The 15,888-nt window shown below is 47.8% G+C and carries 11 protein-coding genes and 1 pseudogene; 6 read left to right on the forward strand and 6 right to left on the reverse strand.

Annotated elements, in window-relative coordinates:
- The first annotated feature begins 5 nt into the window (after window positions 1–5).
- Together hflX and AC5JR3_RS07060 are read left to right on the forward strand one after the other, a co-directional pair.
- Entirely contained in the window at window positions 6–1,736 is a 1,731-nt protein-coding gene (gene hflX / locus AC5JR3_RS07055; RefSeq protein WP_495844755.1) for a GTPase HflX, read from the forward strand.
- A 350-nt stretch (window positions 1,737–2,086) separates the two neighbouring features.
- Window positions 2,087–2,884, forward strand: coding sequence for a cistern family PEP-CTERM protein (locus tag AC5JR3_RS07060; protein WP_495844381.1), 798 nt, complete (start codon window positions 2,087–2,089; stop codon window positions 2,882–2,884).
- 106 nt (window positions 2,885–2,990) lie between these two features.
- Here the strand turns inward: AC5JR3_RS07060 and AC5JR3_RS07065 are convergent, their stop codons facing one another.
- From AC5JR3_RS07065 to AC5JR3_RS07080, 4 genes and pseudogenes are all read right to left on the reverse strand, one after another.
- On the reverse strand, window positions 2,991–3,854 hold the full coding sequence (locus AC5JR3_RS07065) for a DUF72 domain-containing protein (RefSeq protein WP_495844383.1): 864 nt from the start codon (window positions 3,852–3,854) through the stop codon (window positions 2,991–2,993).
- Between the two features lie 176 nt (window positions 3,855–4,030).
- Entirely contained in the window at window positions 4,031–4,288 is a 258-nt protein-coding gene (locus AC5JR3_RS07070; RefSeq protein ID WP_495844385.1) for a type II toxin-antitoxin system PemK/MazF family toxin, read from the reverse strand.
- Window positions 4,273–4,476, reverse strand: a complete 204-nt coding sequence (locus AC5JR3_RS07075) for a DUF2281 domain-containing protein (RefSeq protein WP_495844387.1) — start codon at window positions 4,474–4,476, stop codon at window positions 4,273–4,275. Before AC5JR3_RS07075 ends, AC5JR3_RS07070 begins: the two co-directional genes overlap by 16 nt.
- Window positions 4,477–4,537: 61 nt before the next feature.
- Window positions 4,538–4,735: pseudogene (locus AC5JR3_RS07080) on the reverse strand (hypothetical protein); the annotation flags it as partial.
- Window positions 4,736–4,849: 114 nt separating this feature from the next.
- Here AC5JR3_RS07080 and hisC point away from each other — a divergent pair.
- Window positions 4,850–5,899, forward strand: a complete 1,050-nt coding sequence (gene hisC / locus AC5JR3_RS07085) for a histidinol-phosphate transaminase (RefSeq protein WP_495844389.1) — start codon at window positions 4,850–4,852, stop codon at window positions 5,897–5,899.
- Between the two features lie 10 nt (window positions 5,900–5,909).
- On the opposite strand, the gene AC5JR3_RS07090 is transcribed toward hisC, so the two are convergent.
- Complete coding sequence (locus AC5JR3_RS07090) at window positions 5,910–7,004, reverse strand: glutathione S-transferase family protein (RefSeq protein ID WP_495844391.1); 1,095 nt, start codon at window positions 7,002–7,004, stop codon at window positions 5,910–5,912.
- Between the two features lie 271 nt (window positions 7,005–7,275).
- Entirely contained in the window at window positions 7,276–9,144 is a 1,869-nt protein-coding gene (locus AC5JR3_RS07095) for an RluA family pseudouridine synthase (protein ID WP_495844393.1), read from the reverse strand.
- A gap of 307 nt (window positions 9,145–9,451) precedes the next feature.
- On the opposite strand from AC5JR3_RS07095, the gene AC5JR3_RS07100 reads away from it, so the two are divergent.
- The 3 genes from AC5JR3_RS07100 (at window position 9,452) to AC5JR3_RS07110 (ending at window position 15,587) form a co-directional block, all read left to right on the forward strand.
- Entirely contained in the window at window positions 9,452–11,299 is a 1,848-nt protein-coding gene (locus AC5JR3_RS07100) for a CASTOR/POLLUX-related putative ion channel (protein ID WP_495844395.1), read from the forward strand.
- 640 nt (window positions 11,300–11,939) lie between these two features.
- The gene (leuA, locus tag AC5JR3_RS07105; RefSeq protein ID WP_495844396.1) at window positions 11,940–13,631 is read left to right on the forward strand and encodes a 2-isopropylmalate synthase; all 1,692 of its coding nucleotides are present in this window, start codon (window positions 11,940–11,942) and stop codon (window positions 13,629–13,631) included.
- Between the two features lie 306 nt (window positions 13,632–13,937).
- Window positions 13,938–15,587 carry an ABC1 kinase family protein gene (locus tag AC5JR3_RS07110; RefSeq protein WP_495844398.1) on the forward strand — a complete coding sequence of 550 codons (1,650 nt, stop codon included), beginning with the start codon at window positions 13,938–13,940 and terminating at the stop codon, window positions 15,585–15,587.
- The last annotated feature ends 301 nt before the right edge of the window (window positions 15,588–15,888 follow it).

Genomic DNA, 15,888 nt, shown 5'->3' on the forward strand with positions numbered 1-15,888 from the left:
AGCCTATCGAAACCATCTACGGAAACCTTCAGGGTCTAAAATCCAGCCAACTGAAGCAACTACAGCGACTGTATCACCAGCGATTACCAGGCGATCGCTTCACAACGCCAGAATTTGCCCAACGACTGGCAGCAATTAGTGCTGACATCAAGCAACCGTTGTGTGCCTATGTCAATCGCCGGGGTCAAGTGCTGCGAGTTGGGGTTGGTACGCCTTCTCAGACCAAGATTCCACCTCTGGAATTACCCCGTTACGGTGCAGAACGATTGTGTGGCATTCGTTGCCTTTCTACCCAGCTTAAGTCGGAGATTCCTGGAGAATCCGCGTTGACGGCAATGGCAATTCAGCGGCTTGATGCGCTAGTTGTTTTGAACGTTACCAGCTCAGGATTTGAACGGCGAGGCGGCGGTGCAACAGGTTATGTCAAAGAAATCTATCTGGCTCATCTGATTCCCCACTCTCCGCTAATGAGTCAAAGCCCTGAAAATGGGCAATCGTCGGATGGCGTTGGGGCAAATTGGAGTATCTCGACACCGATGGATCTGGATGTTCTGAGCCAGCAAGACTTCCTTGCCATAGTTGAAGGACTCGAAGCCGAGTTTCGTCGGGAATTTGTTGCCCAGCAGGTAGACACAGACCACGAGCGGGTACTACTGGTGGGGGTAATGACCAATGATGTGACACCAGACCGCTTTGAAGATGGTCTAGCGGAAATCGAGCGGTTGGTAGATACAGCAGGAGGGGAAGTTGTACAAACGATGCAACAAAAGCGATCGCGTCCTCATCCCCAAACGGTTGTTGGTGCAGGTAAAGTACAAGAAATTGCCCTGACTGTGCAAACCCTAGGAGCAAGTCTAGTCGTATTTGACCGCGACCTCTCCCCCGCACAAGTCCGCAACCTAGAATTACAAACTGGTGTTCGGGTGGTAGACCGTACAGAAGTAATTCTGGATATCTTCGCCCAACGCGCCCAATCCCGCGCCGGGAAATTACAAGTCGAACTTGCCCAGTTAGAGTACATGCTGCCTCGCCTTACAGGTCGGGGACAAGCGATGTCACGACTGGGGGGTGGGATTGGTACCCGTGGGCCTGGTGAAACCAAGCTAGAAACCGAACGCCGTGCTATTCAGCGTCGCATTGCCCGACTGCAAAAGGAAGTCAACCAGTTACAAGCTCACCGCTCACGACTGCGGCAACGACGTCAGCAACATGAAGTGCCAACAGTCGCTGTTGTGGGATACACCAACGCTGGCAAGTCTACGCTGCTCAATAGCTTAACTAATGCGGAAGTTTATACCGCTGACCAGCTCTTTGCTACCCTTGACCCCACGACACGACGCCTCCCAATTGCTGACGCTGTCACCGGAAACCTGCGAGAGATACTGCTAACTGATACGGTAGGATTTATTCACGAACTACCGCCACCTTTGATGGATTCTTTTCGGGCCACATTAGAAGAAGTCACGGAAGCTGACGCCCTACTGCATGTTGTGGATTTGTCCCATCCAGCGTGGCAAAGTCATATTCGTTCCGTGATGTCCCTTCTATCAGACATGCCTGTAACACCCGGCCCCATTTTGGTCGCTTTCAATAAGATTGACTCGGTTGATAGCGACACCTTAGCCCTAGCCCAAGATGAATTTCCCCAAGCGGTATTTATCTCCGCCAGCAAATGCTTGGGGCTGGAAACCTTGCGTCAAAACCTATCGCAGCTCGTTCAATATGTCGAATCCTAATGCTCAGGTTGATTAATTGTTTAGTTAAAATCTTGGGAATTCCGTAATTTCGCGGTAGCAAAATCGATGGGTTCATGAGTTTTAAGACTCCAACTAGTAATTGTTGGAGTTTTTTTTACGAAGTAAGCACCATTAAAAACTCCTCTAGGAATCAATTTACGTAGTTTTACTGCCATTCTTCATATAAAGTTAATGATTTCAATAGCGTATAAAGCTATCAAGAAGATTCAAAGCTTTGTATAGACAGTTCAAAAAACTGGTGGTTATGCTGACTACAGACGCCTTGAAAAAGTAGCGTCGTTTACAACTCTACCTATCTGGCGGCAGTGAGCCAATAAAAGTTAAAGGAAATGACAAAAACTTTTTCAAAAGTAGCGTTAGGTTTATCAGTCTTATCGACAGTAGCGATGGGTTCGCTCGTCATCGCACCTTCGGCTTCAGCCTTCATTTTTAGTGGCGGTACCGTTGAAGTTGGTCTTGGGGATATCGGTCAAAACTTCACAGTTGACTTTGGTGGCAACGTGAATGAAAACAACGTTACCGGACTTTCTTCTAGTGCCATCTTTAAATTCCTAGGGTTTACACTCATTGGAACTGGGAATACAGCTAAAACTGAGGCGGCGTTTGAAATCACCTTAGACAACACCTCTAGTAATGGCATCAACTCCAGAACTTCTGCCTTAGGTTTTGATGTCGATCTACCTCTACTAGGAGTTGGAAGTCAGTCCGGTAGCGGCAATACACGCTCCTCAGGGATTTTCACCAATGATAGAAGCGGCTCCTTCCCCAACCAGTTTGGTGCTGTTGATGTCTGTTTCACCAACGGGAACACCTGTCAGGGAGGTAGTAATGGTGGTGTTAAAACTGCTGATGCTCCTGGCAAGTTCACAGCGACCCTTGCCTATAGCGGTGATGTGAAAAAACTGGCTCTCAGTAACTTTGGCGTCCGCTACCAAAGTATTGACGGCAATGGCTTCAACGGTGCTAGCGGCACAGGAGTAGGAACACCCAAACCCCCCAAAAAGCCTCGCGATCCTCAGGACATTCCAGAACCAGGTACGGTTGCTTCCTTACTGCTGTTTGGGCTAGGTGGTCTGCGCTTGAGCAAAGGAAAGAAGGACAAGCAAGAGCATCAAGTAGGCGCTTAGTTATTGTTAACTAGACCCATTCATTCATTTGGTAGCAGATTCATTCTTCTCAACGGTTAGACATTAATAGAAGCAGGTAGTAGTAAAGATTGCTGCCTGCTTCTTTTTATTCCAGTGGGAACAAACTCAACTGAGTTGGCGATGAGTCAATGGCGTTCCAGGGGAGAGGCGGTACGGGTGCGCCCTGTGACTCAAGTAACTGCTGGAAGTAACGAGCAGTTGCGGGGGAATGGACTTCAATCGGGCAGTGGACGAAGAAATATACCTGCGTACCCTGGCGCAACCATTGGTCAACTAGCGTTACCCACTCGGCTAAAAACCCTTGATTGTACTGCCGTTCAGGGTGACTGATGAAGCGAATCAAGGTGAAGGGGGCGGTGACGACAGGTTGCAGTGGCACCTTGGGTTTTCGCGGGTCGGCGGAGACGCGGTAATTTGCTGAACCGCTATAGGCAGGGCGGGTATCGAGCAGCACCCGTCCAATACCCAGTTGTTCCAAAAGGGCGTTCAAGTTGTCAGCATGAGGTGGCTTAAACCAGTCATGATGGCGCACTTCCAAGGCGAGGGGAGCATCTTGGGAAGACCATGCTTTGAGAAATGCCGTCAGGTCGTTGAGCAAACTAGGCCCATAGCTGGGGGGAAGTTGAGCAAAGAGGGGGCCGAGGCGGCTTTGTAGCCCCTGCATCTGCTCTAAAAACTTCAAAGCACCGGGGATGGAAGGTTCCAGCAGATTACCGTGAGTGAGTTGGCGAGGCAGTTTGGGGCAAAACTTAAAGCCTTCTGTTGTCTGTGCTGCCCAACGCGCGATAGTTGCTTGGTCAGGTACGGCATAAAAGGTTGTATTGCCTTCAACTGCTGTCAAGCGCTGGCTGTAGAGGTGTAAAAAATCTGCTGCTGAAGTTTTGGGGGGAAATAGTTCGCCAACCCACCCTTTGTACCCCCAAACAGCACAGCCGAGAAAAAAATTCATTGTTGCTAATCTGAATACGATTGAACTTGAACTACAAATCTTGGGTTGTGTCGTAAATACGTGAAGACAAACAGCTCTTCTGTGGAGAACCAGGCTATGCCACTACTCCCAAAATTTGACACCCGAATGCTGCCTGAGCCACAACATCGCCTCGCTCTATATCTTTGACTTGTCCTTTACAAATCATATTCATTGCTTCCATCCCGCTCAAAGTTCTTCTGGTAACTGGTTTTACTGAGGCTTCCAGTTTCAAAATCGTTATTTTCAATTAGCGTTGTATAGTTGTCATTTGCCGCTTGGCTGGTAATCAAACAAAGAATCAAATCATTTTTGGTTAATCCGGCAAGCACCAATGCAGGCCGTCTTTTAGCGTTGGTTAAATCTGAGAAGGGAAAAGGTACAACTACGATATCGCCTTTTACAAATGTTGCCATGCTTCATCCTCTTCAGGGGTTAACCAATCTTCCGCTAAACTGGATTCACTCAATAGGCTGATTTCTAATTGCTCTTGTTGAAGTTCTCTAAATTTGACAAACAGCAAGAAATCTAGCACTTCTTTAAGCGTAGAATCGGATGTTTTTTCTATCTCTTTTAGCAATTGATCTTTGACACTAATATTCATGCTGATTTCTCCTTTGTTCAGTGTTCAAAGTAACTTCAGACATTAACGCTTCCTCCCTTATCTATTGCTTTTGGGCTGACCAAGGGTAGGTTGCCTGTTTCACCGCTTCATATTTTGCATCTAATTCAGGTTCTAGCAACAAAATTGCTGCAATGCGTCGTGCCATATTGGTCACTTCCATGACTTCTTCTTGTTTGAGCGATCGCCCCAACAATTTCTGCTCTCGATAGCTCAACCATTTTTTGATGACTTGATACCCGCAGTGTTATTGAGATATTGCCATGATGGGAGCGCACAGGCACATTGCCTTCAATGCCAAACTCCCTTTACTATTATTAATCTTGTCAAGCCAGTAGCGAGATGCCTCAACGTTATGACCTACTTTCGCCGCACTATTGAAGAGATGTCTGGCTATGAGCCGGGGGAACAGCCGGATTCAGAAGCCAACGTCATTAAACTGAATACGAACGAAAATCCCTATCCTCCTTCTCCTCAAGCCTTGAAAGTGATGCAGGAAATGAATGGGGAATGGTTGCGTCGCTATCCAGATTCGATGGCTGAACCTTTTCGGCAAGCGGCGAGTCAGGCTCTAGGCATACCCCAAGACTGGATTTTAGTCGGAAATGGCAGCGATGACCTACTGACGATGATTGTTCGTGCTTGTGCGGAACCGGGGCGTGCGGTGGTGTATCCGACGCCAACCTATGTGCTGTATCGGACTTTGGCTCAGATTCAGGATGCTGAACCCAGAGAGATTCCCTATCTAGAAGATTATCAGTTACCGCTTGATGAGCTGATTGCAGCCAAGGGAGCCGTGACGTTCATCGCCTCTCCCAATAGTCCATCGGGTACGGCTGTGCCAGGAGAAATGTTGGATCAGCTAGCGATGCAACTATCGGGGGTACTGGTAATCGACGAAGCTTATGTAGATTTTGCCGAAGAAAATGCCTTAGATTTAGTGCAGAAGTACGACAATGTAATCGTTCTACGTACCCTTTCTAAGGGCTATTCCCTGGCTGGATTGAGGGTGGGGTTTGCGATCGCCAATCCCACCCTACTAAAGGGATTAATTAAAGTCAAAGACAGCTACAACGTAGACGCGATCGCCTGTAGGGTAGGAGCGGCGGCGATCGCTGACCAAGCTTATAAAATTGCTAATGCCGATAAGGTTAAGCGATCGCGAGCTAAAGTTGCCCAGGATTTAGAGTCGTTAGGATTTAAGGTTTTGCCGTCTCAAGCTAATTTTTTACTCGTTCAACCGCAGCACATAGAGGCGGAATCGTTCTACCAAAACCTTAAGCGTCGAGGCATCCTCGTCCGCTATTTTAAGCAGCCCCGACTAGAAGACAAGCTTCGCATCACCGTCGGCACCCCGGAACAAAATGAAGTCCTAATCTCCACGCTGATTGAACTTTATCAATAAAATCTGGCGTTCAATTTTGCTTAATGGTTTCCTTGCCGATGCTCTCTCGACCATGCGGTTCCAGGAGGCTCGTCATATCAGGGCCAGAAGGGACGATGCTGCCCGGATTTAAGGGGAACAGGTTGCCATAGTAGTCCTGCTTTACACTCTCCTGGTTGCAGGTAGCAGCAACTCCGGGAAGCTGATACAAGTCGCGCAGGTATGCCCCTAGATTTTGATAGTCCTGAATTCTGCGGCGATTGCACTTAAATAGCCCGTAGTAGGCAAGATCGAAGCGAAACAATGTTGTGAAGAGACGAACATCTGCCAGCGTCACCCTGTCTCCACAAAGGTATCGACTCTTCTCTAGCACAGCGTCAATCTCATCCAGGCTGGCGAATAGTTCATCGCAGGCTTGGTTGTACGCCTCTTGAGTTTGAGCAAAGCCGCAGCGATACACGCCATTATTCACCGAGTCATAGATCTTCTCGTTCCACCCGTCAATCTTCTCCCTCAGTTCCTGCGGGTAGAGGTCTAGAGTGGGATGTTTGGCGAACTCGTTAAACTCCGAGTTCAGCATCACAATAATTTCTGCACTCTCGTTGTTGACGATGGTTTTCGTCTGGTTGTCCCACAGTACAGGAACGGTAGAGCGCCCACCATAATCCGGTTCTGCTAGCTCATACAAATCGGCTAGCCTACGGCAGCCTTCTTCCTCTTGGTTGAGTACCCAGCCGCCTTCTAGTGGTGAAGGAGACACAATAGATACCGATACGGCATCCTCAATCCCTTTGAGCGCTCGTACTACCAAAGTTCGATGTGCCCAAGGGCAACTCATCCCCACATAGAGTGTGTAGCGCCCTACTGCTGGTGGATACGCATTTCCTTCCTCCGTCCCGACGAAGTTCCGAAACTGGCTGCTGGGACGCACGTACTCGCCTGACTGATTGCGCGGTGCCAGCTTCGACATCATCAGGTGCCAAATGGTTGTCCAGACAAACTTTCCCAGCCTGATGATCAGTTTGGGAGGAAGTGACTTCCCTTTCTTCTTCTTAGTCTTCGGAGCCTCGGTTTTCAAGTTTGTGAGTTTTTCGTCTTCTTTTGGGGAAAGGGTAGGCTGTGGCATAACACTGGATCGTCCTAGGGCTGAAATTGAGCGTCGGCTTCTATCTTTAACTTAATCAATTCATGGCGGAATGGTGTTGGCGAAGTAGAGAGTTATACCGTTTCCCTTTTAAAGGGCTACACAGAGATCCCCCCAACAGGGCTTAAAAAAAGGAGTAAGAAAAGTATCTGTAGCAAGCATTTGGAGAATTGGTATTAGGCGATCGCTTCCTGCATTTGCTTCCCCGGCTTTGGTGTCAGTTACTCCCCCTGGCGATCAAAATCAACGCTCCTTAAAACGGTGTCTTTGCTTGGAGATGGAGAGTTTGTCCAGATTGCGGATGCTGAAGGTGCAGTTCTCTGGCGTGCAGATGCAATCGACTGTTTACAGCCCGACATCCATAGAGGCGATCGCCTAAAATCGGCACTCCCAGTCCTCTGGGATCGGCAGAGTGAACCCTCAACTGATGGGTGCGTCCTGTTTGCGGCATAAACTCTACACGAGTGCAGTCTCCTTTCCTCGCGATCACCTGGAAGTGAGTCAAGCTGGGTTTACCCCGTTCATCGACTTTCTGATAGGGGCGATTCTCTGGATCTGCCCACAAGGGTAATGCGATCGCACCTTGCTCAACTGTCACAGAACCGGAAAGTACAGCTTCGTAAATTTTGTGTACTTGCCGTTGCTGAAACTGCTGACTGAGTTGGCGATGGGAGGAGCGATCGCGTGCCAGCAAGAGGATACCAGATGTTTCTTGATCCAGGCGATGCACTGCCATCAGCGCCATGCCATCGGGCAACAGATGGCGCAATCGGCTGAGGACGCTATCAAAGGTGTGGTGATAACGACCAGGTACTGATAGTAACTGGGGGGGTTTGTTGACAGCAATCAGCCATTCATCTTCATAAATAATAGGAACCCCTCCCCTGCAAGGGGCTACATATCTCTTACCAGGATGTAAAAGGTTGTCTGATTCCCCTAAATCCCCCTTAAAAAGAGGGACTAAGATTTCTGTTCCCTCCTTTTTAACCCTGGCTAGGAGGGATCGAACGGTGGAAAGCCCTCTCACCCGACTTGTGTGTACACCCCAAGGGGGTGAGGGGGGGATCTCCAAGGGGGATTTAGGGGGAGCTGGATCTGGCGGGGAAGTTGGAACGCACGCCCTAGTCCACTGAGACAATCCCGAAAGCAGAAACCCCATCAATGGCTGGCAACGCTCTGTACAAGCTCCATAAAATTTTCCCTGTACTTTATCCCGAACGGATGACCCCCACCAAAACTCCGCCATTGCCAGGGGTTTTAGTCTCTGCGTTGCCGCATAGTGCAGCAGCTTTGGGGCGCAACAGTCTCCGGTTCCCGTGGGCATTGAGCCTCTGGGCATCAATTGCTGCAACGATAGAGACTGTCCGGAAAAATTAGTCAGGCTATAAGCCGCGTGCAATTGCTCCTGCAATTGGCGAGACAAATTTTTACGCTGTTGTTTGAGTTGGCACATCCGCGCATCCGCTGCTTCAATCTTAGTTTTGAGCGGTTGCAATACCATCTGCTGCTGGCGTTTGAGTATTCGTCGCTCGATTCCCTGGCGACGACTTTCTTCGTCGAGTTGTTCGAGGGCAACACTCAGCGCTTCTCCTGTGAGGGTTTGGCAGAGTCTCTGACGCCTTTCGTATCGTTGCTGTTTGTCATGTCGATGGCGATCGCTCATTGTTTGCAATAGAGGATCAAACTCGTTCTGACGCGTTTCATACTGCTGCCGTTCGCTCAGTTGCTTCAGGGCAATCAACTCCTGCTTAATCGCCTCCAACTCAGCTAAGGTGCGGGCTTCTTCTAAGGCAACTTCGTCTCGTCCCGGAATTGGCGGCACCCAACCCTCAACAACACTTTGACCAAAAAGCAGACCGGAAAAGGCTTTGAGTACTCGTTGTTCACCAGTAGGCAGTTCCACCAGCAATACTCCATACATCTTGCCCTCAGAGGAATAACGGTCATCCTTGGCAAGGTATTGCATTAAACCATCAGCGATCGCTTCTGCCAAAGCAGTGCGAGGAAGTCTTAGGCGATCGCCACTTTGAGGACAACGCCCCTCATAGAAATAGCTAGGAGCCAAGTCGCTAATAGCACAATTGCCATCAAGGAAATCTGAAAGCGGATAAAGAACTATCATACAAGGCTCAAACTAAAATCTGGCTTACCTCTATGCCTGAGATTACTACTACTCTAAGCAACACAGAAGTCAATATTTCTCAATTCCCTAAAACTAAGATGACAAACTTTCAAACCGTACAACTAATGCCGGGAAATATGGGAATACTTTTATACATCACCTCAAGATATTAGGGATTCAAAAATCCATTCAAAATGAGTGGTTTCAATGGTAAACCTAAAACTATTTTCCCAGCACCAAGGAGACTTCCAGCAAGATGAGTAAGATTAGCTTTTCAGATCGCATACATTACGGGTTCGACAGCTTCATGTCTAGAGGTACGGCTGCCCTGATTGGTGGTTTAGCTTTAACCTCTTTAGCGTTTATCCTTTTAATGGGATTCTTGGTCAGCCTAACAGGGATTGCTCCTGAAAGTAGCGATCGCCTGAACCCTCTAGAGGCGATTTGGGGCGTGCTCATGCGTACCCTAGACGCAGGTACGATGGGCGGCGATACAGGTTGGTTATTTCGTTTTGCCATGCTTTTCGTCACCTTTGGGGGCATCTTCATCATCAGTACCCTGATTGGCGTTCTCAGCAGTGGCATCGACACGAAGCTAGAAGACCTTCGCAAAGGACGTTCCCGCGTTATTGAAACCGAGCACATCGTAATTTTAGGTTGGTCGCTGCAAGTATTTACCCTCATTTCAGAACTCGCCCTTGCCAACGCCAATCGACCCGGTACTTGTATTGTCATCCTCAGCGAAGAAGACAAAGTGCAGATGGAAGATGCCCTCTCCACTGTCCTGGGTAAACGTCCCAAAATTCGCGTAGTTTGTCGCACGGGTAGCCCCAGCAATATCGTTGACTTGGGTATGGTCAGCATTCAAAGTGCACGAGCGGTGGTGCTACTGAACGCGACTAAGGAATATGCCGATATTCAACTCGTCAAAACCCTGTTGGCAATTACCAGTATTCCTAGGGCGATCGCCCAACCCTATCACATCGTTGCTCAAGTTCAAGACTCCAAGAGTTTCGACGTTGTTAACCTGATCGGACGGAATGACATAGAGGTTTTACTCACCAACGATCTAATTTCGCGGATCGTTGTGCAAACTTGTCGGCAATCGGGTTTATCAATGGTTTATATGGAACTGCTTGACTTTAGCGGGAATGAAATTTATCTCAAAGCAGAACCAACTTTACAAGGCAAGACCTACGGTGATGCGCTATTAGCCTACAACGATTCTGCTGTGCTGGGGATTCGGTACTCTGACGGAACTATCCAGCTTAACCCACCCATCAACACGCCGCTACAACCTAACGAACAACTCGTCTTGATTAGTGAAGATGACAATACCATTCATCTATCGCCACTGTCTGACCCCCCAATCGCTCGTCAAGCGATTCAAGTTAAGGATAAAAATCCTATCGGAGCACCAGAAAACACATTAATTTTGGGTTGGAACGATCGCGTTATTAGCATTATTCAGCTACTCGATCGCTATGTTGTACTCGGCTCTAGCGTCACTGTTGTTGCAGAGTTTCCCGCCGCCGAGGTCGATCTATCAACTGAATCTCTCAACTTACAACAACAAATTGTGCAGTATCGTCAGGGAGATCCCACTGAGCGTCAGGTGCTGGAAAACCTCGACTTAACTAAATACGATCATGTTCTCGTGCTGTGCAATTCTGACTTAGAGCCAGAGAGAGCTGATGCTCAAACCTTAGTTACATTGCTTTATCTCCGGAATATTGCCGATCGCAACAATTGCAATTTTCAGGTTGTCACCGAAATTTTGGATGTGCGAAATCAAGCGCTGGCGCAAGTTACTCGCCCCGATGATTTTGTGATTAGCGAACAAATTGTCAGCCGCCTGCTGGCTCAAGTTACCGAACAAAAAAGTCTTAATGCTGTGTTTGCCGATCTATTTAGTCCAGAAGGCTCGGAAATTTATCTCAAGCCTGTCAGCGATTATATTGCCCTCGATCATCCCGTCAATTTTTACACGGTTGTTGAAGCCGCCAAGCAACGCGGTGAATCGGCCATTGGCTATCGTTGCAAAGCTGATGCTAACAATACAGCAAGAGCTTATGGTATTACGATCAATCCCAAAAAAGATCAGCTCATTAGCTTTGCACCTCAAGATAGGATAATTCTTTTAGCCGAAAACTAAATTCTGGGGTGGGTTCAATCGACACAGTTTTGTAGGGCGACACTAAAATCAGGTCAGCTAAAAGCTACTAGGGTGTGATCGCCAGCGGATTGACGGTATAGGGGCAAGTATTTCAATTTGAATATTGACCCCTACATTCTCTAGGGCTAATATATCCGTAGTTCATCGTCGTCATCTCATGGTTTCACAGCAGCAATCTCTACATCTGTTCGCTAGCCAGCTACTAGGGCTAGGGCTGCTGCTGCGCCTTGGGCGCAAATAATTTTTTACCACTTCAACCCAATTTTTCGATTTCTAAGCTAAAGCCTGTTTGTGTAGGTCAGTTAAGGCAGACCTAACGCCCCTAACCTCCCTCAGCTACCAGGAAAGGGGTTGGGGAGAGGTTAACGAGAAGTATTGCAACCAGACTTTATCTTTGTACCTGTGACTCGCTGTCATCAGGTTCATTTGATTGCACATTCCATTCATTAGTAATTTTTTTGGAGATTCTTATGCGACTTCATACAGCATTTGAGATGTTACTGCGACTGTTAGTGGGTTGTCAGAGTGGGTCTGCGTGGCAACCTGACAACTCTTGGTTTAACTCGATTGCGATCGCCACAACATCTCACAAACACCAAAAATATAGGAGACATCGATCGTGTTGAAAAGTCCTGCAACCAAGTATCATCCATTTGCGCCCATTAACTTACCCGACCGCACTTGGTTTTCCAAAACTATTACTCATGCTCCCATCTGGCTCAGTACCGATTTACGCGATGGCAACCAAGCATTAATTGAGCCGATGCACGTTCAACGCAAGTTACGTCTGTTCAAGCTTTTGGTCGAGATTGGGTTTCAAGAAATTGAAGTTGCATTTCCCTCCGCTTCGCAAACCGATTTTGATTTCGTTCGCCAACTGATTGAGCAGCAATTAATTCCAGATAACGTCACGATTCAAGTTTTGACACCTGCTCGCGAACATCTGATTCGCCGTAGCTTTGAATCTTTGCAAGGTGCAAAACGAGCGATCATGCATCTTTACAACTCCACCTCTCCAGTCTTCCGTCGCACTGTCTTTAATCTAGATCGCCTCGGCACTATCGAGATGGCAACATCCTCAGCGCAACTGATGAAGGAACTTGCCGCAGAACAACCGGATACTGATTGGTATTTCCAATATTCTCCGGAAAACTTTACGACGACTGAACTAGACTTTGCTAAAGATATTTGCGATGCGGTACTGGATGTCTGGCAACCCACACCGCAGCACAAAGCAATTATCAACCTGCCAGCAACCGTGGAAGTTGCAACGCCGAATGTATTCGCCGATCAAGTCGAGTGGATGCATCGTCACCTGGCGCGACGGGATAGCGTAATTTTGTGCGTACATCCGCATAACGATCGCGGTTGCGGTGTTGCAGCAGCAGAACTGGCGCAAATGGCAGGTGCGGATCGAGTGGAAGGTTGTCTGTTTGGCAATGGCGAACGCACCGGAAATGTGGATTTGGTGACGCTGGCGCTGAACCTCTACACCCAAGGCATCCACCCCGGTTTGGATTTTTCTGACATCAATATAGTGGCGAGAACGGTAGAGGATTGTACGCAACTACCCATTCATCCCCGCCATCCTTATGTGGGAGATTTGGTCTTTACCGCTTTCTCTGGTTCCCACCAAGATGCAATCAAGAAAGGTCTGGCGGTGCAGAAATCGGAGGCAATTTGGGAAGTTCCCTATCTGCCACTCGATCCAACAGATGTGGGACGCACCTATGAGTCGGTGATTCGAGTTAACAGTCAGTCCGGTAAGGGTGGCATTGCTTTCTTGCTAGAACGCGATTACGATCTGGTGTTGCCTCGACGATTGCAGATCGAGTTCAGTCAGGTGGCGCAACAAGCAATGGATGCTCGCGGTGAGGAAATGTCTGCCGCTGATCTTTGGCAACTGTTTGAGCGGGAGTATTTGCAAGCTGTTTCGCCGTTTAATTATCTCTCTCATCACTTGTCGGAAACGGAAAGTGGAGAACAGGCGATCGCCACAACACTAGAGGTGAACGGACAACCTGTAAGGCTTACTGGGCGGGGCAATGGCCCGATTGATGCGTTTTTGAATGCGCTCAATCTGGGAATTTGCATTCACCACTATGAGGAACACTCGCTGAGTCAGGGTAGCGATGCGTCTGCGATCGCTTATGTTGAAATTGCTGGCGATCGTTTCCCCAGTTCCCGATACGGTGTTGGCATCCACTCTAATATTGTGACTGCCTCATTGCTAGCCGTTCTCAGTGCGGTGAATCGCGTCCCAGGAGTTGATGCAGAAACTCAAGTACTGATATTACAAGGCTTTGAGTAGGTTCAAACTCAATTATTGAGCGTAAGGCGATCGCACTCATTGATGTAGAGAATCATGGGAGCGATCGCCTAGGCTGGCTTTAACGCATATATACAGTGGCGCGATCGCAAATAGTGCGTTTATCTAAACTGATGGTGCTGTGTCTGTTTTTGAGTCTTGGAGAAAGTACTCATATCTCAATGCTGAGGCGCGATCGCTCTTAGGAGCTTTAAAGTTAGAGTTGTGAGTTGTCTTGCTCTCGTCGGAGCCAATAGGATATCTTTCACCCGTTCATTCCGATAAAATCCCATTTAGGTAAAGGTGCGCGTGTTTTCAGGTCGTCCCAAAACCAGTTCTCGTCAAAGAAAAATTGTCCAAGTAGTTCTCCGACACGGTTGGGGTTATATGCGAGGGCTTCTCCTGGGAGGGAAAGCTGAAGAACCTTCACTACCACCCCCTAGAGTGCTGTGCAATATTTTGGTAGATCTTGGCCCTGTCTACGTTAAGCTTGGACAACTGCTCAGTACGCGCCCCGATCTGTTATCGCCGTCCTATATTGAAGCCTTAACCTCCCTGCAAGCTGAGGTTCCGCCAGTCCCTTGGGAGGCGGTAGAAGCGGTTATTCGCAAACAGCTTCTACACCCGATAGAAACAATCTTCGCCGTCATTGATCAGCAGCCTGTTGCAGCCGGATCGATTGCCCAAACCCATCACGCCACGCTGATAGATGGGCGTGAGGTGGCTTTAAAAATTCAACGACCCGGCATCGATAGAGTTGTTGAGCAGGATATCCGGTTGCTTCGCGGCTTGGCAAGGTTAGTGAATCGCACGTCTGTGGGACGGTATTACAATCTCATCTCTGTCGTTGAGGAATTCGCTAGTGCGCTGCGGGCGGAGCTAAATTTTACCCAAGAAGCCAGTTACACGGATACACTACGGCGCAATCTCTCCAAAAGTTACTGGTTCAATCCTCAAAAACTGGTTATTCCAGAAATTTACTGGGACTTGACTAGTGAAAAGTTACTCGTCATGGAGTGGCTGAATGGAGTTCCCCTGTTACTGGCTGAGATGGGGGGGACAGTGGACGAGGCTAAAGCCGAAAGCCGCGCCCTTGCCGATTTACTGATCACAGCTTATTTTCAGCAGTTTTATATCGATGGCATATTTCATGCTGACCCTCATCCCGGAAATTTGTTTTATCTTCCCGATGGGCGCATTGCTCTGATTGATTTTGGTTTGATGGGTCGTTTAGACCCGCGCACTCAACAGATTTTGATCGAACTAATTTTAGCGATCGCCAATTTAGATAGCAAGCGGTGTAGCCAATTAACCTTGGAACTAGCAGAGTCTACTATCCCTGTGAATCTGGCTCACTTAGAAAATGATTTTGACCGATTGCTGCGACGCTACTACAACCTAAACATATCGGAAATTAACTTTAGTCAGTTAACTTATCAAGTGTTGCAAATTGCTCGGAAACACGCAATTCGTGTTCCTAGCAACATGGGCTTGTATGCCAAAACTCTTGCCAATCTAGAAGGGGTAGCTCGCAAACTCGACCCTGATTTCCATTTGATCGAACAAGTTAAACCCCTAATGGCAGATTTATTCCGGCAACGGTTAATTGGACAAGCTCCCCTGCAAGACCTTTTAAGAGCAGCCCTGGATATTAAAAGCTTATCCCTAGAGGCTCCTCGCCAATTGGAGACGTTACTAGATCGGGTGACTTCGGAAACATTGCAGTGGAACATAGCGCTGCGAGGGCTTGAACCCTTTCGCCGCAGTCTTCATAGTGTGGGTAATCAAATAACTTTTGGTATTGTGACAGCCGCTATCTTGATTGGTGCGGCGATGATTTTTTCCCAAGCCCCGGATAATCCAGTTTTCTTTTGGGTGAGTGGGACTTTGTTTGTGGTGGCGAGTGTCATCGGCTTGTGGTTAATTTTCAGTATGATTAGAAGCGGACGAGTGAAGTAATTATCACTTTTAGTATTAGCGTAATATAAAGCAATTAGCGAAAGAATTTAGTTGCTTGTGATTTGCCTGTTGCTCTATTAAGGGTTCCTTCTTTGGAGGGAGTTATTAATAGTTTTTTTGACTAGTTGGTGATAGAAGCAACGAGCCTGAATTTTTTATAAACAATGTGTAGTAAATTTATCGAAAGTTTTACAGCAGCTTTATACATTCTTTGAAGAGTTTTGTATAAGTTGTTAGAAAGGTTATCTTAGGCAATAAAAGTTGATGTTGCTCAATTTAAGCTGTATTCTTAAAGGCTGAG

The sequence above is a fragment of the Kastovskya adunca genome (assembly GCF_059505785.1).